Origin of the sequence: Amycolatopsis sp. NPDC102389 (assembly GCF_044765885.1) — a bacterium.
GTDB lineage: Bacteria > Actinomycetota > Actinomycetes > Mycobacteriales > Pseudonocardiaceae > Amycolatopsis.
Map to the genome: position 1 here is coordinate 86108 of NZ_JBIWKX010000011.1, position 25792 is coordinate 111899.

General features: G+C 67.7%; 38 protein-coding genes and 1 tRNA gene. 22 read left to right on the top strand and 17 right to left on the bottom strand.

Annotated features, from left to right (window positions below; all coding sequences use genetic code 11):
* Positions 1 to 323 precede the first annotated feature (323 nt).
* The 4 genes from ACIRGA_RS12820 to ACIRGA_RS12835 all read right to left on the bottom strand — a co-directional run bounded on the left by ACIRGA_RS12820 (position 324) and on the right by ACIRGA_RS12835 (position 4629).
* Complete coding sequence (locus tag ACIRGA_RS12820) at positions 324 to 1259, bottom strand: dihydrodipicolinate synthase family protein (protein WP_400940074.1); 936 nt, start codon at positions 1257 to 1259, stop codon at positions 324 to 326.
* 391 nt (positions 1260 to 1650) lie between these two features.
* Positions 1651 to 2739, bottom strand: a complete 1089-nt coding sequence (locus ACIRGA_RS12825) for a chitinase (protein WP_400940076.1) — start codon at positions 2737 to 2739, stop codon at positions 1651 to 1653.
* A 156-nt stretch (positions 2740 to 2895) separates the two neighbouring features.
* Complete coding sequence (locus ACIRGA_RS12830; RefSeq protein ID WP_400940078.1) at positions 2896 to 3366, bottom strand: heme-degrading domain-containing protein; 471 nt, start codon at positions 3364 to 3366, stop codon at positions 2896 to 2898.
* A 33-nt stretch (positions 3367 to 3399) separates the two neighbouring features.
* Entirely contained in the window at positions 3400 to 4629 is a 1230-nt protein-coding gene (locus ACIRGA_RS12835) for a M20 family metallopeptidase (RefSeq protein ID WP_400940081.1), read from the bottom strand.
* Between the two features lie 76 nt (positions 4630 to 4705).
* Between ACIRGA_RS12835 and ACIRGA_RS12840 the strand changes: the two genes are divergently transcribed.
* From ACIRGA_RS12840 to ACIRGA_RS12850, 3 genes are all read left to right on the top strand, one after another.
* Positions 4706 to 5188, top strand: coding sequence for a tRNA adenosine deaminase-associated protein (locus ACIRGA_RS12840; protein ID WP_400940083.1), 483 nt, complete (start codon positions 4706 to 4708; stop codon positions 5186 to 5188).
* Between the two features lie 23 nt (positions 5189 to 5211).
* On the top strand, positions 5212 to 5664 hold the full coding sequence (locus ACIRGA_RS12845) for a nucleoside deaminase (protein WP_400940334.1): 453 nt from the start codon (positions 5212 to 5214) through the stop codon (positions 5662 to 5664).
* 85 nt (positions 5665 to 5749) lie between these two features.
* The gene (locus tag ACIRGA_RS12850) at positions 5750 to 5956 is read left to right on the top strand and encodes a CsbD family protein (RefSeq protein WP_037334843.1); all 207 of its coding nucleotides are present in this window, start codon (positions 5750 to 5752) and stop codon (positions 5954 to 5956) included.
* Positions 5957 to 6003: 47 nt separating this feature from the next.
* On the opposite strand, the gene ACIRGA_RS12855 is transcribed toward ACIRGA_RS12850, so the two are convergent.
* Together ACIRGA_RS12855 and ACIRGA_RS12860 are read right to left on the bottom strand one after the other, a co-directional pair.
* Positions 6004 to 6091, bottom strand: a tRNA-Ser gene (locus ACIRGA_RS12855).
* Positions 6092 to 6133: 42 nt separating this feature from the next.
* The gene (locus tag ACIRGA_RS12860; RefSeq protein WP_400940086.1) at positions 6134 to 6679 is read right to left on the bottom strand and encodes a DUF305 domain-containing protein; all 546 of its coding nucleotides are present in this window, start codon (positions 6677 to 6679) and stop codon (positions 6134 to 6136) included.
* Positions 6680 to 6772: 93 nt separating this feature from the next.
* Between ACIRGA_RS12860 and ACIRGA_RS12865 the strand changes: the two genes are divergently transcribed.
* The gene (locus ACIRGA_RS12865) at positions 6773 to 7219 is read left to right on the top strand and encodes a limonene-1,2-epoxide hydrolase family protein (protein ID WP_400940088.1); all 447 of its coding nucleotides are present in this window, start codon (positions 6773 to 6775) and stop codon (positions 7217 to 7219) included.
* A 170-nt stretch (positions 7220 to 7389) separates the two neighbouring features.
* Here the strand turns inward: ACIRGA_RS12865 and ACIRGA_RS12870 are convergent, their stop codons facing one another.
* Positions 7390 to 7560 (bottom strand): hypothetical protein, encoded by a 171-nt coding sequence (locus tag ACIRGA_RS12870; protein ID WP_400940090.1) that lies wholly within the window; start codon positions 7558 to 7560, stop codon positions 7390 to 7392.
* Positions 7561 to 7685: 125 nt separating this feature from the next.
* Positions 7686 to 9014, bottom strand: a complete 1329-nt coding sequence (locus ACIRGA_RS12875) for a BNR-4 repeat-containing protein (RefSeq protein WP_400940093.1) — start codon at positions 9012 to 9014, stop codon at positions 7686 to 7688.
* Between the two features lie 246 nt (positions 9015 to 9260).
* Here ACIRGA_RS12875 and ACIRGA_RS12880 point away from each other — a divergent pair, with 246 nt between their 5' ends.
* The gene (locus ACIRGA_RS12880; protein WP_400940336.1) at positions 9261 to 11651 is read left to right on the top strand and encodes an endonuclease/exonuclease/phosphatase family protein; all 2391 of its coding nucleotides are present in this window, start codon (positions 9261 to 9263) and stop codon (positions 11649 to 11651) included.
* A 72-nt stretch (positions 11652 to 11723) separates the two neighbouring features.
* On the opposite strand, the gene ACIRGA_RS12885 is transcribed toward ACIRGA_RS12880, so the two are convergent.
* Genes ACIRGA_RS12885 through ACIRGA_RS12900 form a run of 4 tightly spaced genes read right to left on the bottom strand, consistent with a single transcriptional unit; the run spans position 11724 to position 15352 of the window.
* Positions 11724 to 12095: a hypothetical protein gene (locus tag ACIRGA_RS12885; protein WP_400940096.1), complete on the bottom strand. Its 372-nt coding sequence runs from the start codon at positions 12093 to 12095 to the stop codon at positions 11724 to 11726.
* Positions 12088 to 14829 carry an FtsK/SpoIIIE domain-containing protein gene (locus ACIRGA_RS12890; protein WP_400940098.1) on the bottom strand — a complete coding sequence of 914 codons (2742 nt, stop codon included), beginning with the start codon at positions 14827 to 14829 and terminating at the stop codon, positions 12088 to 12090. Before ACIRGA_RS12890 ends, ACIRGA_RS12885 begins: the two co-directional genes overlap by 8 nt.
* A 15-nt stretch (positions 14830 to 14844) precedes the next feature.
* Positions 14845 to 15090: a hypothetical protein gene (locus ACIRGA_RS12895; protein ID WP_400940100.1), complete on the bottom strand. Its 246-nt coding sequence runs from the start codon at positions 15088 to 15090 to the stop codon at positions 14845 to 14847.
* A 1-nt stretch (position 15091) separates the two neighbouring features.
* On the bottom strand, positions 15092 to 15352 hold the full coding sequence (locus ACIRGA_RS12900) for a hypothetical protein (RefSeq protein WP_005167132.1): 261 nt from the start codon (positions 15350 to 15352) through the stop codon (positions 15092 to 15094).
* Between the two features lie 522 nt (positions 15353 to 15874).
* Between ACIRGA_RS12900 and ACIRGA_RS12905 the strand changes: the two genes are divergently transcribed.
* Positions 15875 to 16171: a hypothetical protein gene (locus ACIRGA_RS12905; RefSeq protein WP_400940103.1), complete on the top strand. Its 297-nt coding sequence runs from the start codon at positions 15875 to 15877 to the stop codon at positions 16169 to 16171.
* Positions 16172 to 16240: 69 nt separating this feature from the next.
* On the opposite strand, the gene ACIRGA_RS12910 is transcribed toward ACIRGA_RS12905, so the two are convergent.
* The 4 genes from ACIRGA_RS12910 to ACIRGA_RS12925 all read right to left on the bottom strand — a co-directional run bounded on the left by ACIRGA_RS12910 (position 16241) and on the right by ACIRGA_RS12925 (position 19433).
* Complete coding sequence (locus ACIRGA_RS12910) at positions 16241 to 16756, bottom strand: hypothetical protein (protein ID WP_400940106.1); 516 nt, start codon at positions 16754 to 16756, stop codon at positions 16241 to 16243.
* Positions 16757 to 16816: 60 nt separating this feature from the next.
* A complete protein-coding gene (locus ACIRGA_RS12915; RefSeq protein WP_400940108.1) occupies positions 16817 to 17746 on the bottom strand; it encodes an NAD(P)-dependent oxidoreductase in 930 nt (309 codons plus the stop codon).
* Positions 17747 to 17821: 75 nt separating this feature from the next.
* A complete protein-coding gene (locus ACIRGA_RS12920) occupies positions 17822 to 18370 on the bottom strand; it encodes a kinase (RefSeq protein ID WP_400940110.1) in 549 nt (182 codons plus the stop codon).
* Positions 18360 to 19433, bottom strand: coding sequence for an AAA family ATPase (locus ACIRGA_RS12925; protein ID WP_400940113.1), 1074 nt, complete (start codon positions 19431 to 19433; stop codon positions 18360 to 18362). Before ACIRGA_RS12925 ends, ACIRGA_RS12920 begins: the two co-directional genes overlap by 11 nt.
* Positions 19434 to 19625: 192 nt before the next feature.
* Here ACIRGA_RS12925 and ACIRGA_RS12930 point away from each other — a divergent pair, with 192 nt between their 5' ends.
* Positions 19626 to 19832 carry a hypothetical protein gene (locus ACIRGA_RS12930; protein ID WP_400940114.1) on the top strand — a complete coding sequence of 69 codons (207 nt, stop codon included), beginning with the start codon at positions 19626 to 19628 and terminating at the stop codon, positions 19830 to 19832.
* Here ACIRGA_RS12930 and ACIRGA_RS12935 read toward each other — a convergent pair.
* Entirely contained in the window at positions 19801 to 20148 is a 348-nt protein-coding gene (locus ACIRGA_RS12935) for a winged helix-turn-helix domain-containing protein (RefSeq protein ID WP_400940116.1), read from the bottom strand. The two genes, ACIRGA_RS12930 and ACIRGA_RS12935, sit on opposite strands and share 32 nt — an antisense overlap.
* A 116-nt stretch (positions 20149 to 20264) precedes the next feature.
* Between ACIRGA_RS12935 and ACIRGA_RS12940 the strand changes: the two genes are divergently transcribed.
* From ACIRGA_RS12940 to ACIRGA_RS13010, 15 genes are all read left to right on the top strand, one after another.
* Positions 20265 to 20570 carry a hypothetical protein gene (locus tag ACIRGA_RS12940; protein ID WP_400940119.1) on the top strand — a complete coding sequence of 102 codons (306 nt, stop codon included), beginning with the start codon at positions 20265 to 20267 and terminating at the stop codon, positions 20568 to 20570.
* The gene (locus ACIRGA_RS12945; protein ID WP_400940121.1) at positions 20570 to 20770 is read left to right on the top strand and encodes a hypothetical protein; all 201 of its coding nucleotides are present in this window, start codon (positions 20570 to 20572) and stop codon (positions 20768 to 20770) included. Before ACIRGA_RS12940 ends, ACIRGA_RS12945 begins: the two co-directional genes overlap by 1 nt.
* A 56-nt stretch (positions 20771 to 20826) precedes the next feature.
* Positions 20827 to 21549, top strand: a complete 723-nt coding sequence (locus ACIRGA_RS12950; RefSeq protein WP_400940124.1) for a hypothetical protein — start codon at positions 20827 to 20829, stop codon at positions 21547 to 21549.
* Entirely contained in the window at positions 21549 to 22052 is a 504-nt protein-coding gene (locus ACIRGA_RS12955) for a hypothetical protein (RefSeq protein ID WP_400940126.1), read from the top strand. Before ACIRGA_RS12950 ends, ACIRGA_RS12955 begins: the two co-directional genes overlap by 1 nt.
* A 108-nt stretch (positions 22053 to 22160) precedes the next feature.
* The gene (locus ACIRGA_RS12960; RefSeq protein WP_400940129.1) at positions 22161 to 22331 is read left to right on the top strand and encodes a hypothetical protein; all 171 of its coding nucleotides are present in this window, start codon (positions 22161 to 22163) and stop codon (positions 22329 to 22331) included.
* A gap of 63 nt (positions 22332 to 22394) precedes the next feature.
* The gene (locus ACIRGA_RS12965; protein ID WP_400940131.1) at positions 22395 to 22619 is read left to right on the top strand and encodes a hypothetical protein; all 225 of its coding nucleotides are present in this window, start codon (positions 22395 to 22397) and stop codon (positions 22617 to 22619) included.
* 32 nt (positions 22620 to 22651) lie between these two features.
* Positions 22652 to 23170 carry an NUDIX domain-containing protein gene (locus ACIRGA_RS12970; RefSeq protein WP_400940133.1) on the top strand — a complete coding sequence of 173 codons (519 nt, stop codon included), beginning with the start codon at positions 22652 to 22654 and terminating at the stop codon, positions 23168 to 23170.
* Between the two features lie 115 nt (positions 23171 to 23285).
* On the top strand, positions 23286 to 23507 hold the full coding sequence (locus tag ACIRGA_RS12975; RefSeq protein ID WP_400940136.1) for a hypothetical protein: 222 nt from the start codon (positions 23286 to 23288) through the stop codon (positions 23505 to 23507).
* Positions 23508 to 23513: 6 nt separating this feature from the next.
* A complete protein-coding gene (locus ACIRGA_RS12980; RefSeq protein ID WP_400940139.1) occupies positions 23514 to 23705 on the top strand; it encodes a hypothetical protein in 192 nt (63 codons plus the stop codon).
* Positions 23706 to 23776: 71 nt separating this feature from the next.
* Positions 23777 to 24001: a hypothetical protein gene (locus ACIRGA_RS12985; protein WP_400940141.1), complete on the top strand. Its 225-nt coding sequence runs from the start codon at positions 23777 to 23779 to the stop codon at positions 23999 to 24001.
* A gap of 33 nt (positions 24002 to 24034) precedes the next feature.
* Positions 24035 to 24232 carry a hypothetical protein gene (locus ACIRGA_RS12990; RefSeq protein ID WP_400940143.1) on the top strand — a complete coding sequence of 66 codons (198 nt, stop codon included), beginning with the start codon at positions 24035 to 24037 and terminating at the stop codon, positions 24230 to 24232.
* Positions 24233 to 24383: 151 nt separating this feature from the next.
* Entirely contained in the window at positions 24384 to 24761 is a 378-nt protein-coding gene (locus ACIRGA_RS12995) for an SsgA family sporulation/cell division regulator (RefSeq protein WP_400940146.1), read from the top strand.
* Positions 24758 to 24961, top strand: a complete 204-nt coding sequence (locus tag ACIRGA_RS13000) for a hypothetical protein (protein ID WP_400940148.1) — start codon at positions 24758 to 24760, stop codon at positions 24959 to 24961. The genes ACIRGA_RS12995 and ACIRGA_RS13000 overlap by 4 nt, the downstream gene beginning before the upstream one ends.
* 40 nt (positions 24962 to 25001) lie before the next feature.
* Positions 25002 to 25274 carry a hypothetical protein gene (locus tag ACIRGA_RS13005; protein ID WP_400940150.1) on the top strand — a complete coding sequence of 91 codons (273 nt, stop codon included), beginning with the start codon at positions 25002 to 25004 and terminating at the stop codon, positions 25272 to 25274.
* The gene (locus tag ACIRGA_RS13010) at positions 25267 to 25758 is read left to right on the top strand and encodes a hypothetical protein (protein WP_400940152.1); all 492 of its coding nucleotides are present in this window, start codon (positions 25267 to 25269) and stop codon (positions 25756 to 25758) included. Before ACIRGA_RS13005 ends, ACIRGA_RS13010 begins: the two co-directional genes overlap by 8 nt.
* Positions 25759 to 25792 lie beyond the last annotated feature (34 nt).

Consider the following 25792-nt stretch of genomic DNA (forward strand, 5'->3'; position numbering starts at 1 on the left):
CCACGGACGCTCCGTGGTCTTCTTCCAGCGTGCCACGACGGTGGAGCGGAAGCAATTCACCAAAGCAGCACGATCTGGCGTACAGTCGAAGACATCGAGGGAAATTTCCCCCGGTTCCGTCCGGTCGCGAGTATCGATCGGAGACAGGAGCACCGGCCAGACATCGTTCTTCGCGCTCATGGTCCCACCGGCTCCGCCGGTGAGCAGCCGCCCGCCGCGCCGTACCGCGCGCCCCGAGGCGCCCATCAGGGCCACGCCGCGATCGTCGATGGCCACGACCTCTGACCTGTCGCCGGGTGCACGTCCAGCACGCGTGCACCCGGTCAGAAAATCCTCTGGCGCGGTCCCCCTTTTTCGAGCATCGCGGCGACCTCGCCGCGTTCGCCGACGGTCAGCGGACGGCTCGGCGGGCGTACGTCGGCACGGCACAAACCCAGCTGTGCCAACGCTTCCTTCACCACGCTCACGTTGTTGGCGTTACCGTCCGCGGCCCGGAGCTCTTCGAACGGCCGGACGCGTTCCCAGCACGCCATCGCGCCGCGGAAGTCGCCGTCGCGCAGCGCGCGGAACATCTCCAGCGAGAGCGACGGCGCGACGTTCACCAGCCCCGACGTGAACCCGGTCGCGCCGACGGCGAAGTAGCCCGGCGCCGACAGCTCCGCCAGGCCGGCGATCCACGTGAAGCGATCGATCCCCGCGTCCCGCGCCACCGACGCGAAGCGCACCGGATCCGGCACCGCGTACTTCACGGCGATGACGTTCTCCGCGGCGTCGGCGAGCTTGGCCAGCCGCTCGCCTTCGATCCGCGCGTCGCGCACGTACAGCACGACACCCAGCTCCGGAACCGCCGCCGCGATGGCGCGGTGGTACTCGACCCAGCCGTCCGCCGAGACGTACGGATGCACCGGCTGATGGATCATGAGCAGATCCGCGCCCGCGTCGCGAGCGTGCCTGGCCGCGCCGATCGCCGTCCGGACGTCGTGCCCGACCCCGGCGGCCACACTCGCCCGGCCCGCCGCGGCCTTGACCGCGAGCTCCAGGCAGTGCCGCGCCTCCGCCTCGTCCAGCGCGTAGAACTCGCCGGTGTTCCCGTTCGGCGTCACGACCTCGACCCCAGCGGTGATCACCCTGTCCACCAGCTTCGCGTAGGAGCCCGGATCCACGGCGCCGTCGGCGTCGAACGGGGTCACCGGGATGGCCACGACCCCGGACAGCCGCCGTTTCCGCTCGTCGAACCGTGAGGAGGAGGTCACTGGCATGTCCTATCTGATATATGATGTGACGCCTCAGGTTAGCACGGCAGGACGATTGTCCTGAAAGTTGGGACGCTCGGTCACCGTGGTCGTGAGTGGCGTTTCGGGTCAGGCTCAAGGTCGAACGTGGCGTGTTCCCGGGCGGGCCGATGGTGGGATGCAGGCTCCCTTCGCCGCGTCTAATGCGGTGAAAGGAGCCTTCGGCCCCGGCCGGGATCGTACATATAGACATGAACCGGACATCGCGCAGCCAGAAACTGTCCCTTGTGGACACTCAGCGGCGCTTGGACGTCAGCGGAGAGAGCCCGCGCCACGTTTGACTTACCCCTCAATGGAACCCGAAACGCCACTCGCGACCCACTTGACCGTGCCGCGGACCCGTGCCGGCCCCGGGACGTCAGCCGAAGTACGAAGTGAAGTTCTTCGAGAACTCCCAGCCGCCGAACTTGTCCCAGTTGATCGACCAGGTCATCAGTCCGCGCAGCGCCGGGAAGGTGCCGCGCGGCTTGTACCCGCCGCAGCCGCTCCCCTTGGTCAGGCAGTCCAGCGACGCCCCCACCTCCGACGGCGTCGTGTGCCCGTTGCCCGCCGACGGTGACGCCGGCAGGCCGATCGCGACCTGTTCCGGTTTCAGCGCGGGGAAGACGTTCGCCGCGTCGCCCGCGACGGGGAAGCCGGTGAGCACCATGTCGGTCATCGCCGTGTGGAAGTCCGCGGTCCCCATCGTGTGGTACTGGCCGTCGAGGCCCATGATCGGGCCGGAGTTGTAGTCCTGGACGTGCAGCACGGTCAGCGAATCCCGCAGCGCGTGGAGCACCGGCAGATAGGCCCCGGAACGCGGATCGGCGCTCCCGTTCGGACCCGGTCCGTAGAACTGGTGTCCCAGTTGGACGAAGAACGTCTCCGGCGCCATCGTCAGCACGAAGCCGTCGCCGTACTTGGCTTTCAACGTCTTCAACGCGGAGATCAGGTTGACCACGACGGGCGTCTTCGGGTTCTTGAAGTCACTGTCGCCGGGATCCAGGGACAGCGAGTGGCCCTCGAAGTCGATGTCGATCCCGTCCAGGCCGTACTTGTCGATGATGGCGCTCGCTGAACTGACGAACGCGTCCCGCGCGGCGGCCGTCGTCAGCTGAACCTGCCCGTTCTGGCCGCCGACGGAGATGACGACCTTCTTGCCCTTCTCCCGTTGCGCCTTGATCCCGGCGATGAACTCCGCCTCGGATTCGACGTTCGGGCATTCCGTCGCCGGGCACAGACCGAACCGGAGTTCGCCCGAGGTCACGGAAGTCGGCTCGGCGAAGGCGAGGTCGATGATGTCCCAGTCATCGGGAACGTCGGCGATCCTCGTGTAGCCGGAGCCGTTCGCGAAGCTCGCGTGCAGGTAGCCGACCAGGGCGTGGGCCGGGATCGCGGCGTGCGCCGCGGCGGGCATCAGCAGGCTCAGTAAGAGGAAAACGATGCCGACGGCGGCTTTCCGGCGCATGGGGACTCCCTCTGATGTGGTTTAGATCACGTCAGAGATTGGACTAGACCACTAGGGATTTTGTCAAGAAATCACCGGAACTCGTCCGGTTTTGCCGCCGCCGCACGGAGTTGTCCACACGTGAACAACCTGTGGACAACTCCGTGGATAGTCTACTTAGGACAGTTCGGCGAGGAAGGCTTCCAGTTGCTCCACGACGAACGCGTGATCGTCGGCCTGGGGCAGGCCCGAGACGCCGACGGTGCCGACCGGGCCCACTCCCTCGACGATCACCGGGAACACGCCGCCGTGCGCGGCGTACAGATCCGGATCGAGCCGGGAATCGGCTTCGAACGTCGTGCCCTTCGCGCGGAACTGTTCGCCGACGAGGAACGAGCTGTGCCCGTATCGGTCGACGACGCGGCTCTTGCGGTCGATCCACGCGTCGTTGTCGGCCGAGGTGCCCGGCAGTGCCGCGTGGAACAGCCGCTGCCCGCCGCGGCGCACGGAGACCGTCACCGGGAGGGCGCGGTCCCGTGCCGCCGCGAGCAAGTGAGCGCCCAGCTTCAGCGCGGTCTCGTTGTCGAACCGGCGGAAGACCAGGCGCTCCTCCTGTGCGGCCAGGACGGCCAGGGTGTCATCGCTCATGGCACCCATTAAATCAACGCTGTTGTGTAAAGGCTATCGAAGGGCGTCGAGGGCGAAGGCGGCGTACATCGCCACGCCGTTGGCCATCGCGTCTTCGTCGAAGACCACCCGGTTCGAGTGGTTCGCCTCCACTGTGGCCAGATCGGCCTCGGGCGGGCAGGCCCCCAGGAACGCGAACGCGCCCGGCACCCGCTGCAGGACATAGGAGAAGTCCTCCGCGCCCATCACCGGGTTCTCCATGACCTCGGAGTTGCCGGCGCCGAGGACCTCGGCCGCCAGTTCCAGTACCCGGCCCGCGACCCGCGGATCGTTCACCGAGACCGGGTAGCCGGGAAGGACCTCGGCGCTCACCTTGACGCCGTGCGCCGCGCCGACCGCCTCGCACACCCGCGGCAGCTCCTCGCGCACGAACGCCTGCGTCCGCTCGGACAGCGTGCGGATCGTGCCCTCGAGGAACGCCGTCTCCGGGATGATGTTCGTCGTCGTGCCCGTCTCGATGCGGGTTACCGACACCACCGCGGGCTCGAACACGCTCACCTTGCGGGTCACCATCGTCTGCAACGCGCTCACCATCGCGGCCGCCGCCGGCACCGGGTCGATCGCCTGGTGCGGCGCGGAACCGTGCCCGCCCCGGCCGGTGACGGTGACGTGGAAGCTGTTCGCCGACGCCATGATCGGACCCGGCCGCGTCTGCACGATGCCGGACGCGACCTGGGTGAAGATGTGCAGGCCGAAGGCCTTCTCGACGCGCTCGTCCGCGGCGTCGAGCACGCCTTCGTGGATCATGTGGCGCGCGCCGTGCTCGCCCTCTTCGCCGGGCTGGAACATGAACACCACCGAACCGGCCAGCTCGTCGACGTGCTCGCAGAGCAGCCGCGCCGCCGACGCCAGCATCGCGACGTGGGTGTCGTGCCCGCAGGCGTGCATCGCGCCGTCGTCTTCGGAGGCGAAGTCGAGCCCGGTGTCCTCGTGCAGCGGCAGCGCGTCCATGTCGCCGCGGAGCAGGATCGCCGGGCCCGGCTTCCCGCCGCGGAGGACGGCGGTCAGCGAAGTGGTCGATTTGCCCTCGGTGATCTCCAGCGGCAGGCCCTCGAGGGCCGCTTTGATCGAGGACTGGGTCTTCGGCAGGTGGAGGCCGATCTCCGGATTCCGGTGGATCTCCCGGCGGAGCTCCACGGTTTTCGTCTGGAGAGCACGGGCTTCGTCCAGCAAACCGGCGAAGCGCGAGTCGGGGAGGGTGGGCAGGTCGGTGGGTCCGGTCATGTCTCGATAGTGGCGCATGCGGCGCTTCGGGCGCACCGTGCGTGCGTTCCGAATGCGGGCGGAATACGGTGTGCGCATGGCGGTGCAAGAGCCGATCACGGGGTTCGCGGTGGCCGTGGTGCGGGAGGACGGTCGGTGGCGGTGCAGCTCTCTTGATCCGGGGGCGCTCGGCGAGCTCGACGCTGCGATCACGGAGCTGGGCAAACTGCGTTCGACAGGTGCCGCGTTCGGGCTGCTGGCGGTGGACGACGAGTTCTTCGTGATCGTCCGGCCGAGTCCGAGAGGGCCGTCGCTGTTGCTGTCCGACGCCGCCGCGGCGCTCGATTACGACATCGCCGCCGACGTCCTCGACGTGCTGAGAGTCGACCCGCCGGACGAGGACGACGACGCGGTCTGGCCGGAAGGCGACCTGGAGATCCTGTCCGACCTCGGACTGCCCGGGGCCGAGCTGCAGGTGATCGTCGGCGAAGTCGACCTCTATCCGGACGAACAGCTCCAGATGGTCGCGCAGCGGTGCGGATTCGCCCCCGAGTTCACCAAGATCCTGGACGAGATCTGAGCCCCGCCGCCTCCGCCGCCGACATCGCCGCCGTCCGGGCGGCGATCGCGGCGGCGCGAGGTGCGGGCGAAGACGTGCCGATCGGTGCCGTCGTCCTGGCGCCGGACGGGACCCCGCTCGCGTCCGCGCGCAACGCCCGCGAAGAGCTCGGCGACCCGACGGCGCACGCGGAGATCCTCGCGCTGCGAGCCGCGTCGAAGATCTACGGCGACGGCTGGCGGCTCGAAGGGTGCACGCTCGCGGTGACCCTGGAGCCGTGCACGATGTGCGCCGGCGCCCTCGTGATGGCGCGGGTCGAGAAGGTCGTCTTCGGCGCCTGGGAGCCCAAGACCGGGGCCGTGGGGTCGCTGTGGGACGTCGTCCGCGACCGGCGGCTCAGCCACCGCGCGGAAGTCCTCGGCGGGGTGCTGGAGGCCGAATGCGCGGCCCTGCTCGAAGACTTCTTCCACGGGCAACGGGGTAACCGCACCGGGTGATCGATGTGTCGGACCCGGCTTCCCGGGTAACCCTCCGGACAGGCGGCCGCAAACGGCGGCCGCGGTCTAAGGAGGAACATCCGCCATGAGCGTTTTCGACAAGGCGAAGGACAAGGCCGAGCAGGCCATCGGCGCCGCCAAGGAGAAGCTCGGCGAAAAGACGGACAACCAGGACCTCGCGAACTCCGGCCGAGCCGACCAGACCAAGGGTGAGGTCAAGGAGGCCGGGCACGACCTGCGCGACCGCGCGGAAGGCGGCGTGCAGGACCTGAAGGACAAGTTCAACAAGTAGCCGCGAACGCAGAAGAGCCGGTCTCCGTGGAGACCGGCTCTTCGCTGCGGTGGCGGTGGGATTTGAACCCACGGACGGGTATTAACCGTCACACGATTTCGAGTCGTGCTCCTTCGGCCGCTCGGACACGCCACCGCCGAGAACAATACCGGAGGGCGTTGGAGGGCCTTCAGGGGGTCAGGAAAGCTGCGCGGTGATCTCGCCGATCGCCGCCGTCTGGTTCTCGACGATCTCGTGTGCCAGCGCCTTCGTCTCGGCGTGCTCGCCCGACGACAGCACGGTCTTGGCCATCGCGACGCCGTTGCGCAGATGTTCGGCCATCAGCGGGAGCCACATCTTGTCGAATTCGGCGCCGGTCAGGTTCTGCAGCGACGCGACCTGCCCTTCGGTGATCATCCCGGGCATCGCGTGCCCGGCGTGGCCCGCCGCGGGGAGCACGGCCGCGTTCCACGACTGGAGCCAGGCGGTCATCGTCCGGACTTCGGCCGACTCCGCCTCGACGATCTTGGCCGCGGTGGCCTTCACGTACTCGGATGCCGACCGTTCCGCGGCCAGGTTCGCCACCTGGATCGACTGCTGGTGATGCGGCACCATCTGCTGGGAGAAGGTGATGTCGGCCTGGTTGGCGCCCGGTGTCGCCGGTGCGGCGCCCGTGGCCGTCGAGCAGCCCGCGAGCGCCCAGACGACCAGCGCGAACAGGGCCATCGGCAGTCGCCGTCGCATCGATACCTCCGTAGTCAGGGAAAACCGGCCCCTCCGCTCTGTGATACGGCTGTGACCTTCCGGCGGTTCAAAACCGGATTAGCCTTGGCGGGCATGACGGATCCGAAGACCGTGGTGACCGGTTTCCTTCAGGCCCTCGAAGAGTTCGACATCGACCGCGCGCTGGGCTTCGTCGCGATCGACATCGTCTATCAGAACGTCCCGCTGCCCCCGGCCCGCGGCCTTTCGGCGGTGGAGAAGCAGCTGCGCACCATGGCCCGCTACGGAAGCGGGTTCGAGGCGCGCACCCACCACATCGCCGCCGACGGGCCGATCGTGCTCACCGAGCGCACCGACGTCCTGCGGCGCGGTTCGTGGGAGGCCGAGTTCTGGGTGTGCGGCACGTTCGAAGTGCGCGACGGCCGGATCGTGCTGTGGCGCGACTACTTCGACTGGACGACGTTCCTGGCGGCGAGCGCGAAGGGCGCGGGCAAGGCGGCGGTCGCCGGCGCGAAGTCGCTCATCGGCAAGTACAAGGCGCGGCAGGAACTCGAGCGCTGAGTTACGCCTCCAAGCACGCGAGTGACGCCTCTGATCACGCGAGTTACGCCTCTGATCACGCGAGTGCGGAAATGACGCACCGCCGGTGTACGGGCTCCGTCCTCCCCCGACGGGTCCCGTGCACCGGCGGTGCGCCCCCAGTTCCCCCTGCTCGCCCTCCCCGGCGAGCGTCAGAAGGTCATGTGCCGCTCGCCCAAGTCGGCCTCGCGCAGTACGGCGTCGAGCCGTGCGCCGCCGAAAGGGGCCACCGGGCGCCCGCCGCGTTTCCGGTCGCGCAGGTCGACGGCCATGGCGATGCTCAGCAGCAGAACCAGTGCCGTACCGACGATGAGCCAGTTCATCGGACACCTCCTCCGGCGACGTGAGGGAGGATTTGTGTCCTCGCTCACGTCGCCAAAGGTAGCTCCGGGAATGCCGGGTTGTACCCGGACTTGAGGTTCATTTAAGGCAGGGGAACACCAATGGGCTATCTGCGCGGGGCTCCCGCGACATAAATGTCACCGTCGGCCACGGAGACGTCACGGGCACTGGACGCTCCGGTCGCCAGAATGCGGGCGGGGTCGCGGAAACCGGTGATCACTTCGACGCGCTGGACCGGTTTCGGCGTGGTGATCAAGGTTTCCGGTTTCCAGACGCGGCCGTTCTCCAGCAGGAACGTTTCGATGTTCGGCAGCCCGTCTCGTGTCGCGTAAACGCGCCAAGTGCCGCCATTGAGCTGTTCGATCTCGCGCAATCGGAGTCCGTTCGCGACTTCCCGCACTTCCCAGTCCCGGCCGTTCCACGCGCCCGCGAAATCGCGCGGCGAGCCCGCGGCGTCGAACTGGAACCAGGTGACGAACGGTTTGCCGTCCCGCTGGGTGCCCACCTGCAGGATGTAGTCCGGCGACTTGAGCCCGCCGGGGAGTTCGAGCGGGGTCTCGACGACCTTGAGATACCGCTCCTGCTCGGCGTCGTCGACCTGCGTGCCGAGATCGTGGCCCGACGCGGAGAAGAATCGCAGGGTGCGGACGTCGAACGACAGGTAGTAGACGTTCCGGTGGTAGACGTCGTGCTTGTGCTGCGACGGCCCGCCGCCCGCGAGCGTGTAGACGAACTGGATCCGCCCGGTCGACGGCAGGTAACGCAGCTGTCCGACGTAGATCTCGTCCATGTGGTCCGCCCGGCCCAGCGAGCCGAACGCCCACCGTTTCCCGGTCAGCTGCACCGAGTTCTTCCACGTCTTCCCGTGATCGCGGGAAACGAGGTACTTCATCGGCCGGAAGTCGGAGTTCGCCGTCGGATCCAGCTCGTTCGTGGTCTCGCGGTAGAACAGGAACAGCGTGCCGTCGACGGTTTTGACCGGCATCGGGTAGCTCGCCGAGTCGCCCTCGGGCACTTCGGTAGTGGTCCAGGTGCCGTCGAGGGAATGGGCGAGTGGCGCTCGGCTGATCACGGTCCGCGTGTTGTGCATGCCGCGGAAGATCAGCAGATGTCCGTCGCCCGCCAGCAGCATCGTCGGGTAGTTGTGCGGATCGGACTCCCCGTCCGCGATCTTCTTCGGCGCGGTCCAGTCCCCGGTCCGGTGGTCGTAGGCCTGGACGTAGGTGTCCGCGGCCTTGCCGGACCACGAGATGAAGGTCTTGCGCGCGACCGGATCGAAGACCCCGCCCGCGTTCGGCCGCCGGTCGGTGCGGGACGCGACCGTGCTCGCCGGGGTCATCACGTCGAACGCGGCTTTCTCCGGTGGCTTGGCGGCCGCCGGGGGAACCGGGATCACGAGACCGGCCGCGATGAGCGCGCAAAGCAGTCTGCGCATGAAGACGCCTCCTGGTGTGACAGGCGGCGGAGTTCGATCTTCTCACGCGGGAACACGGCGAAACCAGGGTCCGAACGGGCTAGCCGTGACGAATCGTTGTCTTGTCGTCTTCCTCATTTCACTTGTTCGGGGGAGTATGCGTCGACCGATCTTGTGAAAAGGGGACTCAGCGTGACCACATCCCGACGTGCTGCCCGGAGAAGGGCGCTGACCGCGGCCGTCGCCTCCGGCCTGGTCGTGAGCGGCATGACCGCTCCGGCCGCACTCGCCGCGCCCAGCGCCGACGCCGTGATCGCCGAGGTCTACGGCGGTGGCGGCAATTCCGGCGCCATGCTGACCAACGACTTCGTCGAACTCGCCAACCGCGGCACGGCCGCGGTGAGCCTCGACGGCTTCAGCGTCCAGTACGCGCCGGCGTCGGGGAACAGCTGGCAGGTCACGCCGCTGGCCGGCGGTGTCGCGCCGGGCGCGCGGTACCTCGTCGCGCAGGCGAAGGGTTCGGGTGGCACCGTCGCGCTGCCGACGCCGGACGCCACCGGCTCGCTGGCCCTGTCCGCGACCGCCGGGACCATCGCGCTCGTCCAGGGCACCACGGCGCTGACCTGCAAGACGGCCACCGACTGCGCGGCCGACTCCCGGATCAAGGATCTGGTCGGCTTCGGCTCCACCGCCGTCATCCGTGAGGGGGCCGCGGCGCCCGCGCCGTCCAACACCGCGTCCGTCGCCAGGGGCGCGACGCTCGCGGACACCGACGACAACGCCGCCGATTTCACCTCCGGCGCGCCCACTCCGACCAACGGCAAGGGTGAGACGCCGGGCGAGACCGGCCCGCCGCCGGTCGACGCGAAGATCCACGACATCCAGGGCACCACGCGGATCTCGCCGCTCAAGGACCGGAAGGTCGCGGGGGCCACCGGCGTCGTGACCGGGATCCGGGGTTTCGGTTCGGCGCGCGGGTTCTGGATCACCGACCCCGCGCCCGACGCCGACCCGCGCACCAGCGAGGGGCTGTTCGTCTTCACCGGTTCGACCACGCCTGCCGTGGCCGTCGGCGACGCGGTGACCGCGACCGGCACCGTCCGCGAGTTCTACCCGGACGCTCCGGCGACCTCGCCGTATCAGTCGCTCACCGAGCTGACGAGTGCACAGTGGACGGTCGAGTCGAGCGGGAACGCCCTGCCCGCACCGACCGTCGTCACGCCGGACACGGTCCCGGACATCGTCGCCCCCGCACCGGGCGGCAGCATCGAGCCGTTGCCGCTGGAGCCGGCGAAGTACTCGCTGGACTTCTGGGAGACGCACGAAAGCGAGATCGTCAGCGTCTCCGACGCGCGCGTCGTCGGCCCGACGTCGTCGTTCAACGAGCTCTACGTGACCACCAAGCCGCGGCAGAACCCGAGCGTCCGCGGCGGCGCGGTGTACCTGGACTACGACCGGCTCAACACCGGCGTGCTCAAGGTCGCGTCGCTGATCCCGTTCGCCGAGCAGCCGTTCCCGAAGGTCAACACCGGCGACGTGCTCACCGGCGAGACCTCCGGCCCGGTCGAGTACAGCAACTTCGGCGGCTACACGCTGTTCGCGACGAAGCTGGGCGCCGCCAAGGACAACGGGTTGCAGCGGGAGAGTACTCGTGCGCAGCGCGGCGGTGAGCTTTCCGTGGCGACCTACAACGTCGAGAATCTGTCCGCTTTGGACAGTGCGGAGAAGTTCGGCGAGCTGGCGAAGGCCATCGCCACCAACCTTGCGAAGCCGGACATCCTGAATCTGGAAGAGATCCAGGACAACAACGGGCCGACGAACGACGGCACCGTCGCCGCGGACCAGACGCTGAAGAAATTCGTCGACGCGATCGTCGCCGCCGGCGGCCCGCGTTACGAGTGGCGTCAGATCGACCCGGAGAACGGCAAGGACGGCGGTCAGCCGGGCGGAAACATCCGCGTCGGCTTTCTGTTCAACCCGGCTCGGGTGTCCTTTGTGGACCGGCCAGGCGGTACCGCGACCACGCCCGTCGACGTGGTCAAGGAACGCGGCAAGACCCACCTGACCGTCTCGCCCGGCCGGGTCGAGCCCGGGAACGAGGCGTGGGAAGCCAGCCGCAAACCGCTGGCGGGCGAGTTCGTCTTCCAGGGCCGCACCGTGTTCGTCATCGCGAACCACTTCAACTCCAAGGGCGGCGACCAGCCGACCCACGGCCGCAACCAGCCGCCGGTCCGGAGTTCCGAGGTGCAGCGGGCCAAGCAGGCGACCCTGCTCCGGGGCTTCGTCGACAAGCTGCTCGCTTCGGACAAGAACGCGAACGTCGTCGTGGCCGGCGACCTGAACGACTACCCGTTCTCGCCCGCCGTGAAGACGCTGACCGCCGGTGGCGCGCTGAAGGACCTCATCGCGTCGCTGCCCGAGAACGAGCGGTACAGCTACGTTTTCGAGGGCCAGTCGCAGGTGCTGGACCACATCCTGGCGTCGAAGGCGCCGCGCGGGATCGACTACGACGTCGTCCACCTGAACGCCGAGTTCGCGAAGCAGGCGAGCGACCACGACCCGCAGGTGCTGCGGTTCCGGCCGAGCGCCGGCAACCCGGTCCAGGACGCGTTCTGGGACCTGGCGGACTACCTGGAGCGCGTCTTCGGGCGCCCATGACCCGCAATTAGTCCTCTGGATGCGGTACTTGCACGCGCAAGTACCGCATCCAGAGGACGAAACGCGGGCAGGTCAGGAGCGTTTGGCGCGCCAGCCCAGGGAAAGGACGGCCTGCACGAGTTCCTGGTAGCTCGGCTTGACCTCTTCCAGGTACTTCTCCAGGTACCCGGCCCGCGCGGTCAGCACCGGACGCGGCTCTTCGTCCTCCGGCAGCCAGCTGAGCCCTTCGACGTTGTGCTGCGCCATCTTCCACCAGCGCGTGCACCGGTCGACGGCGCGCTGCTCGCGTTCGGCGGCGTCCGCGACGGCCTGGTGCGCCTCGGCGAGCCGGGCTTCCAGTTCGTCCGCGCGGCCGATCTCCCAGTTCCGGAGGTTCTCCGCCGAAGCGCGCGCGAGGCCGACGATCTCCTTGTACCGCATGGCCGCGGTGATGCCGTCATCCATCGAGAAGCCCTTCCGGACGCTGGAACGGGATGATCACCTCAGGGGCACCGTGGGTGGTGCGGTCGAAGAACAGCGCGCGGCCGGGCCGCGGCGACCAGTGCACGACCTGCCCGGCGGCGAACGGCGACAGTTCGTTGCCCTGGACGTCCAACGCCGCCCAGGTGCCGATGTCGTCGGTGCCCGCGAAACCGAGCGTGTCCTTCAGCCGGGCGATGCTGCGCCACCAGCCGATGGTGTGGACGCCGTGCGTCGGGCCCTGCTTGAGCAGCACCCGAAGCTGATCCAAACCGCTCTTGAGCTGTCCGGGCGCCTTCGCCTCCAGGGCGGGAATCGAAGCGTCGACGCCGTAAAGCAACAACACCTGCGCCTTGTCCAAAGAGGACAGATTTTCCGCGATATCGATTACCCGGGCGGGTAAATCGTCGACCAGGGTCGCGTGGTGGCCCTCCGAGCGGAGTCGCTCGGCCAGCTCGGCCACCGCGGGGACCGACGCTTCGATGGGACACGAGAGCACGAACTCCACCGAGCCGTGCGGATGTTGGCGGGCCAGCGAACGCGCGGCGGAGTCCATAATGGACAATGCCTCGGCCGTGGCCGCGCCGAGGACGGCGACGTTCCGCCCCGGTGCCTTCGGCAGCTCGACCCCGCAGGCGGCCTCGTCGACGTCGATGGACTGGCCGAGCAGGGCCCGTGGCCGGTCCGTCGGCTTCAGGTCGGCGAACGCCGGGAACTGTTCCAGCACAGGGGAATGCGCGCCGTCGAAAAGCCGGGGCCGTTTGAACGACTCCGAGTACTGCTCCCAGAGCCGGTGCTGCAGCTTGTTGAAGACGTCCTTGCTGCTCGCGTCCGGCACGTGGGCGAGCTGGTTCCCGTGCGCCACACCGGAATCGTGGTTGATCACCGCGTGCCACTTCGGCGCCGAGACGGCCGCGTTGTTGGTCTCGGACAAGACCCGCCGCGCCTTCGGCATGGCGATCCGCAGCGTGCACTGCTCGAACACCGCCGGTTTGCCCCAGAAGGCCTCGATCCCGGCGACGTCCTGGCTCGCCAGCACCAGATGGATGCCCTGCGAGCGGCCTCGCCGCGCGATGTCCTCCAGCAGCTGGGTCGCGGTCGCCGTCACGCCGTCGCGGCCGGCGAACAGGTACTGGAACTCGTCGATCACCGCGACGATCCGCGGCCAGTGCCCGCCCGGGTCCTGCTCGCGCAGGTCCGCGAGGTTCGTGACCTCGTGCAGTTTCGCCGCGGCGGACCGGCGTCGCAGCTCGTCGGCGAGGAACCGCAGCAGTGCCAGGCCGAACTCGCGGTCGGTGTTGACGTTGACCCCGATGAGCTTGGCGTGCGGCAGCCAGCTGGCGTCCCGCCGCCCCGGCGCGAGCCCGGCGAACGACACGCCCTCCTTGAAGTCCAGCAGGTACAGCGCGAGTTCGTCCGGCGAGTACCGCGCCGCGAGGCTGCCGAGCAGCGAATACAGGAAGTTCGTCTTCCCCGAACCGCTCGGCCCGCCGATGAGCACGTGCGGGCTGGCGTCGCCGATGACGACCTCCACCGCCTCGCCCTCGAAGAATCCGACCGGTGCCCGCAGTTCCCGCGCCGAGCTCTCCTTGCCCAGCTCGGTGGGCAGCAGGTCGGCGAACGCGCGCGGCCCGCCTTGTTTGGCGATCAGCGCTTCGGCGATCCGCCCGGCGGCGCGGATGACCTGCCCGGACGGCATCGGCGGATCGAGGTCGACGATCAGGTCGGGGCCGGTCATGCTGCTCGTCGCGTGCCGTTCGTCGTGCAGGCTCAGCGATTCGACCGACGTCGACAGCATGGTCGGGACGTCGATCAGGATCAGGCAGATCCCGGCCGCGAGCGCCCCGGTGGCGACCCGTTTCAGTTCGCGGGCGCGTTCCGGTTCGAGGGTTTCGCCGTTGCCGTAGAGCACCGCGACGCGGAACGGTTCGACGCGCTGGCCGCTCGCCCGCCGGATCTCCCGCAGCGACGTGTGCCCCGCCTGCATCCCGGTCGCGTGGATGCGGCGGATGTGCCCGGCCAGTTCGTCGAGGAGGTCCTCGAGCCGTCCCGGGTCGTACAACGTGAGCGCGCTGGTGCGGCTCAGCGGGTACAGGTCGGGGAGGATCGCGGTCAGCTGCCCGACGTCCCACAGATGGATCCGCACCGCGCCGGGTTCGAACGTGCTCAGGATCCGCATCAGCAGGTTCTGCACGATGCCGTCGACCGCGGCCCTGGTCTTCGGCGCCGACGTGATGGACAGATGCGACTCGTCGAGCAGGGGGACCGCGACGTCGAAAGTGCGCGGGACGTCCTTGCCCGCCACGGTCGCCGAGCCGACGCGCCACAGCCCGGGCGCGGTGATGCCGGGATTCCCGCCGACGCGGCCGAGCCAGTTGCCGGGCTGTTGGCTCGCGGGCCCCGGAGCGTTGTTCGCGACGAGTTCGCGCAACGCGTTCGGGCCCGCTTCCCAGTCGGCGTAGAACTGGCCGCGCACGCTGCCGAGCAGGCCGAACACCTCGTTCGCGGCGGGATGCCGCGACCATTCGGTGTACTGCTCCGAAGTGGAGTTGTTCATCCCCACCCGGACGATGTGCTGTTCCAGCTGCAGTTTGGCCAGTTCCGCCTCGGCGGCCTGGCGGGCGCCGGCGGCGGCGCCGAGGACGAGCCCGATCTGGTGCCGGACCCGCTCGAGCGCCGTCGCGACTCGATTGCGCTGTTCACTCGCTTTGCTGCCCATACCGGCTGGCCAATCTCAGAGGCGGGATTGGTAACCGCTGACCAGGTCGTCAGCGGCGGAAAGGCGCGTCAGGAGGTTTTCCATTCCCTCGTCGGCCTGCGCCAGCTGCGACGGCACCCATGGCACGGCTTGGGCCTGGGGTTCCACGATGGCGCGCCGGGACTCCTCGAGCAGGCTTCTGGCCCGCTCGGCATGGGCTCGTCCGTCGGCGAGGCCGGTTTGGACGGCCGTCAGCAGCTGGTGCAGTTCCTCGAGGTACATGTCAGAGACGGGTCGAGTACGACTCGGCCGACGAGATGCCCGCCTGGATGGTGCTCTGCATACCGGTGATGCCTTGCAGGGCCTCGGCGAGAAGCCCGTGAGCCTGGCTCACCTCGTGCTGAGTGCTGCCCTGGGTGGCCTGGGAAAGCGAAAGCTGGGCTTCTTCGAGAGACTGCGCTGCCTGCTGAAGTGCGGCGATGCTCGCGGATGCCTTCTCGTTCGCGAGCGCGATACCAGCGCGGATCTCTTCGACTCCGGCCATTTTGGCGGACTCCTTGGGACGTCGGGGGCTGGAACGACCACTATTAAACTTAGCGTGATCAACTGACTCTGTTAAGTGAAGGTCCTGCTAAGTAATCAACAAGGCCCCGGACGTCGGAACGTCCGGGGCCTTGCTGACGGCGGAGGATACAGGATTCGAACCTGCGAGGGCGTGAACCCAACACGCTTTCCAAGTCTGCGTACCTCCGTACACGGAAGTCCGTGTACCCCATTTCCCCAGGTCAAAGCGTTCTGGACACTCTGACGAACCTCCTTGAACCGGGGCGAATGAGACTAGGACTGAGACTATCGCGCCCCACTGGGGGACTGAGATTCAGCCCTCAGTAGGTCGGCCCGGTGGTCACGTTGAGTGTGGGCCGGGCCGGGCCACCGTCAGACTGAGCGGCTTGCTTTCACCTGTTCACCGGTGCTCGGTGGCGCGGCGCTGTCGAGGAGCACGACCACATTTCACCCGTTCGCGAGGCGTACTGACACGCCCCGCACTGACGATAGGATCGGACTCATGGCTGACGAGGAGCTGGCGGAGCGTGTGGCACGGCTTGAGCGGCTGGTGGCTGACCTGAGTGATCGGTCCGCCGATGCCGCCGCGGCGCGGGTGCTGGCGGCCGGCGCGGATCGCGATGTCGCGGAGGTGCGGGCTGAGCTGCGCGCTCACACCGGGACGCTGAACGCGCTGCGCCAGGACCAGGTCGACCTTCGCGAGGAGATGCGCGAGGGCTTCGCGACTGTGAACCGCTCGTTGCAGCAGATTGTCGGCCTGCTCGGCGGCGCTCAGCCAGGCGCGGGAGAGTCGAGCTGAGCTTGATCAAACGAAGGCCGCCAGCGGAGTCGCTGGCGGCCTTCGTCGTTTACGGACAACCCTGCCTCCTCAGAACCAGGTGTCTCGTTGAACAGCGTCGGGTTTGACCTCTTCGACGTAGCCGTTGCTGAACTTGACCTTGAGGTATTCGTCGCCGAAGAGGCCGCTGCGCTTGCCCACCACTTCCCCGCGGGTGCCGGGGTCGACGTGGCGCATGAAAGGCCCACCGATCGCGTCACGGCTCTTCACCTGGTCGCCCGCCTTGTATTTCGGGGGTGCGCTTGCCTCGGTCCACCAGCGTGTGCGCGATTCCCGTGCGTCCGGTCCTGTTCGTGATTGGCTCGTTCCGCTGTCTGCGTCCTCTGCCGTGTTGCCACCGGCCGGCCGGTAGATGCGGTCGTCTACGAATGCGTTGGCCGCGTAACTGGCGGGCGCTTCGTTGATTGTGCTCGGATCACCTGGCCTCCACGGCGTGAACTCCTGCCACGCATTCTCGTCATAGTCATCGGCGCCGCGGTCGTTGTATCCGCCTGCGGTTTCTTCAGGTCGTCCACTCATCCCCTGTACCCCCTGCTGCGCGATCAACGCCTGTCTTCGAGGCTAGCTGGAAACTTCGGAAATCGGCAGTACCTGCACAAACAGCGGCTAGCGACGTAGTTCGATGTTCGACGGCACGCCCCCGTCAAGGAAAGTCTTGACCTGCTGCACGGCGACTTCGTAGCAGCGTTTCGCGGTGCCCGGAACGTTCTTCGACATGTGCGGGCTGATGATGACGCCAGGGCAGCTGAATAGTGGGTGGCCCGGCGGTAATGGCTCCGGAGCGGTTACGTCCAGTGCCGCGCGCAACCTCTCGTTTCGGAGTTCGGGGATAAGCGCGTCGGTGTCGACGATTTCGCCTCTGCCGACATTGATCAGCAGTGCGCCGTCAGACATCGTCGCCAGGAACTTCTGGTCGACCAATCCGCGTGTGTCAGGGGTCAGCGGCGCCGCGATGACGACGATGTCGTGGTCGGCGATCAAATTCGGGATGTCGTCGGCGCCATGCACACCACCCCGTGCGGTACTTGCGACCAGCGTGGTGGCGGCATCGAGCTTGCGAAGTCGCTCAGCCGAGGCTGTGCCGATGTGGCCGGCGCCGATGACGAGAACCCGTTTCCCCGCGACGGTGTCGGGGGCGACCTTGCGGTGCGCCCAGATACCTTCGCGCTGGTAGTCCAGCAGGGCAGGCCAGCCTCGGTAGAGGCAGAGAACCGCGGACAGGACCCATTCGGAGACAGAATGCGCGTGGCCGCCGCGAGCGCTGGCGAGAACCACGTCAGGGGGCACGTGCGGCGCCCATTCGTCGGTTCCGGCCGACAGGAGTTGAGTCATCTTCAGGTGAGGGAGCTGGGAAACCAGCGGGATCGGCCGATGGCTCCCCCGGAATGAAACCACGAGGATCTCGGCTTGCCGCTGTGCCTCGGTAAGTACGGACTCGTTCGGGTCGTAGCGGAGGACTTCGACGTCCTCGAACGAGCTCAGGAGGTCGGCGCCTATCTGGTCGTCGGGCTCGCAACTGATAAGGACTTTCGTCATGCGAAACCGTCCTTTCCCTGTCTCAGAGGGGAAGCGGAGAGTGTGCTCAGGGGGCCTGCCCTCACGGGGCATGGACTACTGGCGGTGGCGCTGACACCAATCGATCGCCGTCGCGACATGCGCAGGCTCGAACGCGCCGGTGTTCACGACCAGGTCGAACAGCGCGAGGTCCGCTTCGGCGAGGGTCTCGTCCCACACCGACAGCCGCTCGTCGACTCGCGCGTCGTTCCGCTCGACGAGCCGCTTCTCTGCTTCCTCCCGAGGGCAGAACACCATCACGACTGTCCAGATCAGCGGGTACCCGCGCCGAATCGCGTGGATGGCATCGACCTGGCCGATGTGCAGCACCGGAACCTGCTCGTGCTCGCGCACGATGCTGTCCAGTTCGCCTCGGTCGACGACGTAGGCCGAGTCGTAGCGCTGGTTCTCGTAGATCACCTGCCCCCGCTCGCGCAACGACGTCAGCTGCTCGATTGTGCCCATGCGGTAGCCGCTGGTCCGGCCCGGTCCGACCTTGAGCCGCTGGAAATGCGTGTACGGGCCGATCGTGATCAGTTGCTCGGTGATGGTGTCCTTTCCCGCGGCCGGCGGGCCGTAGAGCAGGACACCGCGACTACTCGCCATGGCGCATCGCCTTCACAATCCGATCTGCCTGCTCGACCAGGGTGGTGGCGGCGTTCAGCCTGTTGTCCACCAGGTAGTGCGGGAAAGACGGTCGGAAATCCGGATCGATCCCGGCGATGTATTCCTGCCAGTTCTCCAACTTCCAGGTGTCACGAGGCGCGGCCCGGTAAGACAAGTAGTCGTACATGGACTCGACGTCGCAACGCACCCAGATCACCGAGAGCGTCGCGCCGCGAGCGCGGCAGTTGTTCTGTAGCCGGGCCATCCACGCGTCGTCGCCCAGTTCGCGAATGAACGGCGCGTCGACCACAACCGACACGCCTGCGTCGAGGTTCTTCATTGCCGTGTCCATCAGGGCGCGATATTCGTAAGGCCTGACTTTTTCCAGGTATAGCTCGGAATGGCGGTCGTGTCGGTCACCGCCGAGCGCGAGAAGGAGTTGTTCGACTACCGGCCTGGTTTGAGTGTCTTTGTTCAGCTGAGCCCAGCGTGTGGCCTTGGCCAGGAACTCCGCGAACGAACCCTTTCCCGATCCTGCGAAGCCGGTGACCAACGTCATCGAGAGAGCGTGGTCCTGCTCGGTAGCCAGCTGGTGCGCAGCCAAGACCTGACCTTCCAGTGCGCCGGACTCGGGCGCGTCGGAGTCGGCGAATGCGTTGTGAATGACGTCGTCTAGCCGCGACCCGGCGGGAGCTTGCGCCACGTGGTGATCCCCGCGGCGCCACTCTGCTGCGTTCGTCGTCGCGGTTGGTCGTGAGCGTTCATGCAGCGTTGCTACGGCCTGCTCCATCGCCTCATATGCCAGCACGATCTGTCCTCCCGCCTTGAGCGTCGCGTCGGCCCACTCGCAGAAGAGTCGGTCCGGCCGCTGGCGCCCTGCTTCGAAATTGGCCAGTGAGGATCGGGTGTAGGGGTGCACGCGCGGCGCATCGCCGTTGTGGACCGCCCGCTTCAGCAAGTCGACCAGGCCGTGCTGGCCATGGCCAGCAGTGCCGCGCCAGTGCGCCAGCACGCGGCCCAGTTCTTGCTGTGCAACCAGCACGGTTTCGCGGTGCTGAGTCATTGATCCTCACTCCCCGACCCTGGCAGGTGACATTGCTTGTCGGCGTTGTCGGTACTTGTCGGTGTTGTCGGCTGGTGTTGTCGGCTCAGTGTCACTGACATGTGTCGGAGGTCACCGACATGTGACCCGGTTCGCAAAACTCGGTTCCAGACAGCGAGCACCTCGCTCCAACCGAGACAGCAGGAGGCGGACATGGCCAGCAAGAACAACCCCTTCAACATCAAGACCGGCGGCGGCATCCTCAAGAAGCTGATCATCACAGCGGTCGTAATTGCGCTGGTCGTGATGGTGATCAAGGCTCCCGGAGAATCCGCAGGTATCGCCACCGACGCCCTTGACGGCGGCGGCGACGTGATCGACAGCCTGATCACGTTCTTCCGGTCGATCCGGAACGGATAGCGCCTGTTTCGAGACGCTCGACACGCTCGGTCAACTCTCCCAGGGCCGACTTGAGGGCCGCCAGCTCGCTCGTGAAGTCCAAAGTGTCTGGTGACTCCGCAGGGGGCCTGTTGACGAAATAGCCGACAGCAGGGGTTACCGACAGCCAGCCTTCGTTCAGCAGGACTTGCAGGGCCTTTTGCACGGTCCCCGGCGAGTACCCCGTTACCTGCTCCGCAAGGACGCGATAGCCAGGCAGCATTTCGTCAGGTTCCAGCTCACCGCTACGAATCCTGCCCCGGATTATCTCCGCAAATTTCTCGTACTTGGCGGTCATGGGCACATCCTAGCCGGACCGACACATACCGACCTAGATCACTCGAACGGTCTAGCGACAACTGACATGTATCGCTCTAGTCTGACTTAGGTCAGCACAACCGAGAGGAACTTCCGATGAGGACCGCACGACCGACCCACCACCAAAGCGACCCGGGCACCACTGGCCTGGGCTCCGATGCCCGTGATGTCGAGGTCGCCCTGGATATGGCTAATGAGGCACTGGCCGCGGCTGAGGCTGGCTATCCGGTGTTCGAGTTGCCGGAAGAAGATCTCGCGGCGATGTCGCTGGCGGAGTTCGAGGTGGCGATCACCCCGGCTCCGGTGTTCGAGTTGTCGTCGGTCCTGATGGGCGGGCTGTCGATGCAGGGCAAGTCGACCGGTGTTCTGGCTGCGCTTTACGACTTCGGCGAGGTGGCGTGATGGGCGCCCGGTTGTTCGTCCCGGCCGTGTTCGCCGAGCTGTTCGCGTCGATGCCGCCGAAGACCGCTCCGGTGTCGCGGTGCCGGGAGTGGCTGGAGGCCACGGAGACCGCGCTCCGTTCCGAGATTCCCGGTCCGCACGGTGTGCAGGCCATGCGGCTGATTCCGCTGCTGGTGACCGTTCGTCACACGAGTTTCTGAGCTGACCTTTTCGCTCACTTTTCCCACTTTCTCGCCTTTGTTGTGGAGGTACCGCCATGCCTGGATACGCCGACCCGGCCGCCGTGATCGTCACGAAGTTCCGTGACCTGGCGGCGCTGCTGACCCGCAACGCCACCGTGCTGGAGGCGTCCGGGCTGCCGGTCGAGGTCACCGCGCTGCGGTCGACGGTCTACCGCGATGTCGCCGCCCAGCTCGCGTTGCTGGTCGAGGCCGAGGTGGATCTGGCCGCGGGCAACCCGCTGGTGTTGCCGCTGCACACCGAGACTGTCGAGACGCTGGTGGTGCGCCGGTTCGATCGGCTGGCCGACCAGCTGACGGCCAACGCTCGCGTCCTGGTCAAGGGCACGTCGGATGCGGTGATGCACCGCCGCGCCCGGATCTATCGTGACGTGGCCTCGCAGGTCCGGATGCTGGCCCAGCACGAGGCCGACGCGGCCACGGACCGCCAGGCCCGGGTCCCGCGAGTGCGGTCGGTGTTCCACGAGGTAGCGCGGATGCCGTCGCAGGTCGCCCGGCAGGCGGCGACCCGGGCACCGCGGGTCCGGGCCGCGTTCCTGGAGGTCCTGGTGGACGCGATCGCGAAGCGGCGCCGTCAGGGCTGGTCGGTCGCCAGGCTGACGCTGTGGCTGCGCACATCGCTGCGCGATCCGCAGACCGACCATGTGCACCCGTGTGCCCGCAAGGACTTCGTTCGCTACGTGCTCGGCCTGTTGGCCGGGGCCACCGTGCCCGCCGCGGCCGGACGGGCGGCGGCGTGATGCGACTCCGCTTCCGCCGCATCGAACCGATCCGGGCCGCGACCCGCGCCTACCGGGACGCTGAACGCCGATCCGCCCAGATCGTCAGGGACTTCCTGCCCATGGCTGGCACCGGCTGCGACCGGATCGCGGCACTGAACTGGCTGGAAGGTGAGGAGCACTACCTGGCGGAGCTGGTCCCGCTCGGCTCCCGACTGCTGGACGAGGCCGCGGTCGCCGACCGGATCCAGGCCCACCTGTGGGCCGCTGACCTGGCCGGAATGATCGCCGCCGCCGAGCACGCCGCCGACCACGGCCGCGCCTATCGGCTCGGCGGGTACGGGCTGGAGGCCGACAACTGGACGGTCTACCTGCTCGGCACCTACACCAAGCCGGGCAGCCTGGCCGGCCGGGCCGTCGTCCTGGACTCCCTGGCTATTCACCTCCACCAACGCGGCTACGCCGACCGGACCACCAACACCGCGTTCGCGATCGCCGACGCCTACCGCCGCACCAACCGCTGACTGCATCCCTGCCAGCGCTCTCCGTGAACAACAGCCGAGGAGGACATCGTGCGACCGGTTTTTGACAGTAACCACAGGGCTGTCCGGGAAGGAATCTCCAAGACCAGGATGCCCCCGCACCAGGTCGTGATGGCGATGAACAGCATCACGATCTCCTACGACGCCGGACTCCGCCCGGCCGACATCGCCAAGAGCCGCCAAGGGCTCCTCGGCGGACGAAACCCCAGTGCCCAGCCCAAGTTCATCTCCTGGGTCTTGCGGCAAGCGGGCCGTCTCTGACGCCGCAGTCCCCGCCGCACAAATCCGCACTGTCCACCGCCCCGAAGGAGGACCCCTACTCCCATGGCCAACATCAACCGCCTGACCCAGGACGCGGCCCGCTACCTCGGTGACCGGCCGAAAGGGCGGGACATCTTCCTGGAGAACGCAGTGCGACGCATCGCCGACCTGCACACCCAGGACCGCCTCGACGCCAAGGCGATCGCCCGCCGCCTCCGCGACGCCTACGGATCGGACTCGCCGTTCCGCCGCATCGACTTCATCCAGTTCGTCATCGACCGGATCTAATCCGAAAGCCCTTCTACTGGAAGGAATATGCGATGTCACCGAAATACTGGCTCGCCGCCGTCGCGGGCCGGATCGCGACCCGCTTGGACCGCCGGGCGCCGGTGTTCTACGCCGCCGACGTGGTGCTGTTCGCCGACCGCGACGGTGAGCCGCATGTGCTGCTGATCGACCGCGGGAAGAACCCTCACAAGGGCAAGAAGGCGTTCCCCGGCGGGCACGTCGAGGGCTGGGAAACCTCGCTCGCGGCGGCGAAACGGGAAGCGGTCGAGGAAACCGGGCTCGACCTCGACCGCGTGCGGTTGCACCTGGTCGGTGTCTACGACACCCCGGGCCGGGACCCGCGCGGCCGGTATGTCGGTGTCGCCTACAGCGCGAAGTTGTCGACGATGCCCGACCCGGTCGCCGCCGACGACGCGGCCGCCGCGCGCTGGATCCCGCTGACCCGCGCCCTGGAGATCGCCCGGACCGGCGGGTTCGCGTTCGACCACGCGGACATCCTCACCGACGCCATGCGGCGCATCCCGCCGCGCAACCACGAAACCCGGCGCTGACCCCCGATTTCCTCAGCGCCCCAACAGCTTCCGGGCCACGGTTCATCCCGCCAAGAACGCGCCGCACCCCGGGAGAAGCACCGCCACCACCAACCCAACTGATCAGGAGGACGTCATGGGCATTCTCAGCGCCGCCAAGGCCACCGTGAAGGCCGTCGACAAGACCGCCGAATTCGTCGGCAAGAACCGCTCGAAGGTGGTCATCCACACCGGGAACGGGCTTCCCGACACCCACTGCGGCGGGTGCGGCAAGCGCGCGAAGAAGCAGTTCAACGGCCGCACTTGCTGCGGCAAGTGGGCATGCCAGCAGAAGATCACCGCGAAGCTCTACGGCTGACCCGCGGTGGCACGGCTGATCTACCGCTGGCTCAACGTCGGCGAGACGATCTCCCACGAGGGCCGGGCCTACCGCGTGCTGGCCCGCCCGGTCCCGGCCAAGTGGGGCAAGGTCTCCATCGAGGTGCGCGACATCGCCGCCCGCACCGACACCGCGATCACGGCGCCCGCGAATGCACAGGCCTGGCGCTGGCGCTAGGCCTCCTGGCCCCGTTGCACCACAACATGTTTCGCACCCGATTCAGTTGTCCATTGTGGAAGGAGTTCGTCATGCCCGCGTACAGCCCGCTGGTGATGGAGGCCTCGGAGAAGCTGGGTCATCGTCCGGTGCTGGTCGACCCGGTGATCACGGTCATCGTCGGTCACCACCGTGAGGGTGACTCAGTGAAGAAGATCTCCGACTGGCTCAAGTGGCACATCGGCGGCGACAACCCGGCCGCGCAGACCGGGTTCGTCGAGTGGGTCCTCAAGCGCAGCGGCCGGACCCCCAGGTAGCCCACGATTCCCGGCGAGACAAGGAGTTCCGTCATGGCGAAGGTGACCTACGCCGACCTCAAGGCCAACTGGCGGTTCACCCACCACGGCCGCAAATACCTCGCGGAAGCCGATGCGGAGCCGCTGGGCAACGGGCTGGTGCGGATCAAGGTCATGGACTGGGTGACCAGCCAGCGCCGCACGATCCGCACGGCCGCGAACGGCACACCGGGCGACGTCTCCGCCCGCTAAAGGCCCCGGCCCGGTGGTTCATCCCGCCAAGAACGCGCCACCGGGCCGGGCCTTCCCACCAACCCACGCCGCCCAAGAGGGCGGCCATCAACAGGAAGGGTTTCCCATGCTACCGATCGCGATGGTCCCCACCCGGGCCGAGGTGATGGCGATGGACCTGGAACATGTCCAGGCCACCACCCGCGCGAACCTGGCCTTCGACGTCGACGACCCGTGGGCGGTCACGCTGACCGTGCGCACGGGAGGCGACAACTGGGTGCCGTGGGTGTTCGCCCGGTCCCTGCTCACCGACGCGATGGTGGCCGGCGGGTCGACGCTCGACCGGGTCGGTGACGGCGACGTCCAGATCACCGCGCACGGCTCGCACGTGCTGGTGGAACTGGATTCCCCGTCCGGGCACGCGATCCTGCGTCTGCCGCGCGCGGACGTCGACCGGCTGCTGGACGAGGCCGAACAGCTCGTGCCGGAGGGCGGCGAAGTCCTCGACTGGGACAGCGAGATCACGTTGCTGGTGGGTGAGGGGGCATGACCCGCACGATCGGCGACATGTCCGGCATCGTCCAGCCCGGCGACACGATCAACGTCGTCATGGTCGGCCCGGACGGCACCCCGACCGGCGTCAGTCACACCACCACCGTCGACCGGCTGGGCCGCTACACCGGCCGCCAGGACGTCGAACGTGGCCGCGCGAAGGTCGCAACCATCAACCGCCCGCCCCGCCGCCGCTGACCCTTCCCGTTTTCTGTCTGGAAAGGACAGTCGATTCTCCATGTCCGACAACACCATGAACGACCCGTCCAGGCTCACCCACGCCGATGCGGAGCTGCGCAAGATCCGATCGGCGCTGATGGCGTGGAGTGCCGCCATCGTCGACGCCGGTGCGATGCGGGTGTCCGACCCGGAACGCCCCGCCGCGTGGGCGAAGGTCGCGGACCTGGCCGACGAGGCCGCCGCGCTCCTGCGGGACAAGGCCAAGGACCTGGACCGCTCCGCCCGCTCGTGGCGGCAGAGCACGGAAAGGAACCCCGATACTCATGGCTGACAACATCTATCGACCGCCCTTCACCGCCTCCTTCGAGGGCTGGAGCGCCGATCCCGACGACCCATGCCTGTGGCCGAACACCGTGACCGTGGAAGCGTTCGAGACCTGGGCCTCCACTACCACCGGCTATCTCGACGCGGCCGAGGACATCTATCCCGACCGCGGCAACACCCACTACCTGTATGCCGACCGCGGCAACACCCGCCACCTAGTCGAGATCGACACGAACTACAAGCCGGACCGCACCAGCGCCTACCCAGTGCGGTTGACCCGCGTGGACGCGCTCCGGTTCGCCGACGCCGTGCTGGCCGCGGTCGACGACACGTTCAACGTCGCCCGGGTCGGCGGGCTCCGGCCGGCCGAGGCCCGCGAGCTGCTCCCGTTCGTCGACAAGGTCGCCGAACGGCTGGCGAAGCTGCGCGAACACGCCGTCGCCGACGGCGGCACCGACCCGATGACCGACCCGACCTCCGAGGAGTGCTGACCATGAACGACTCCAGGCACGACTGCCCGTGCTG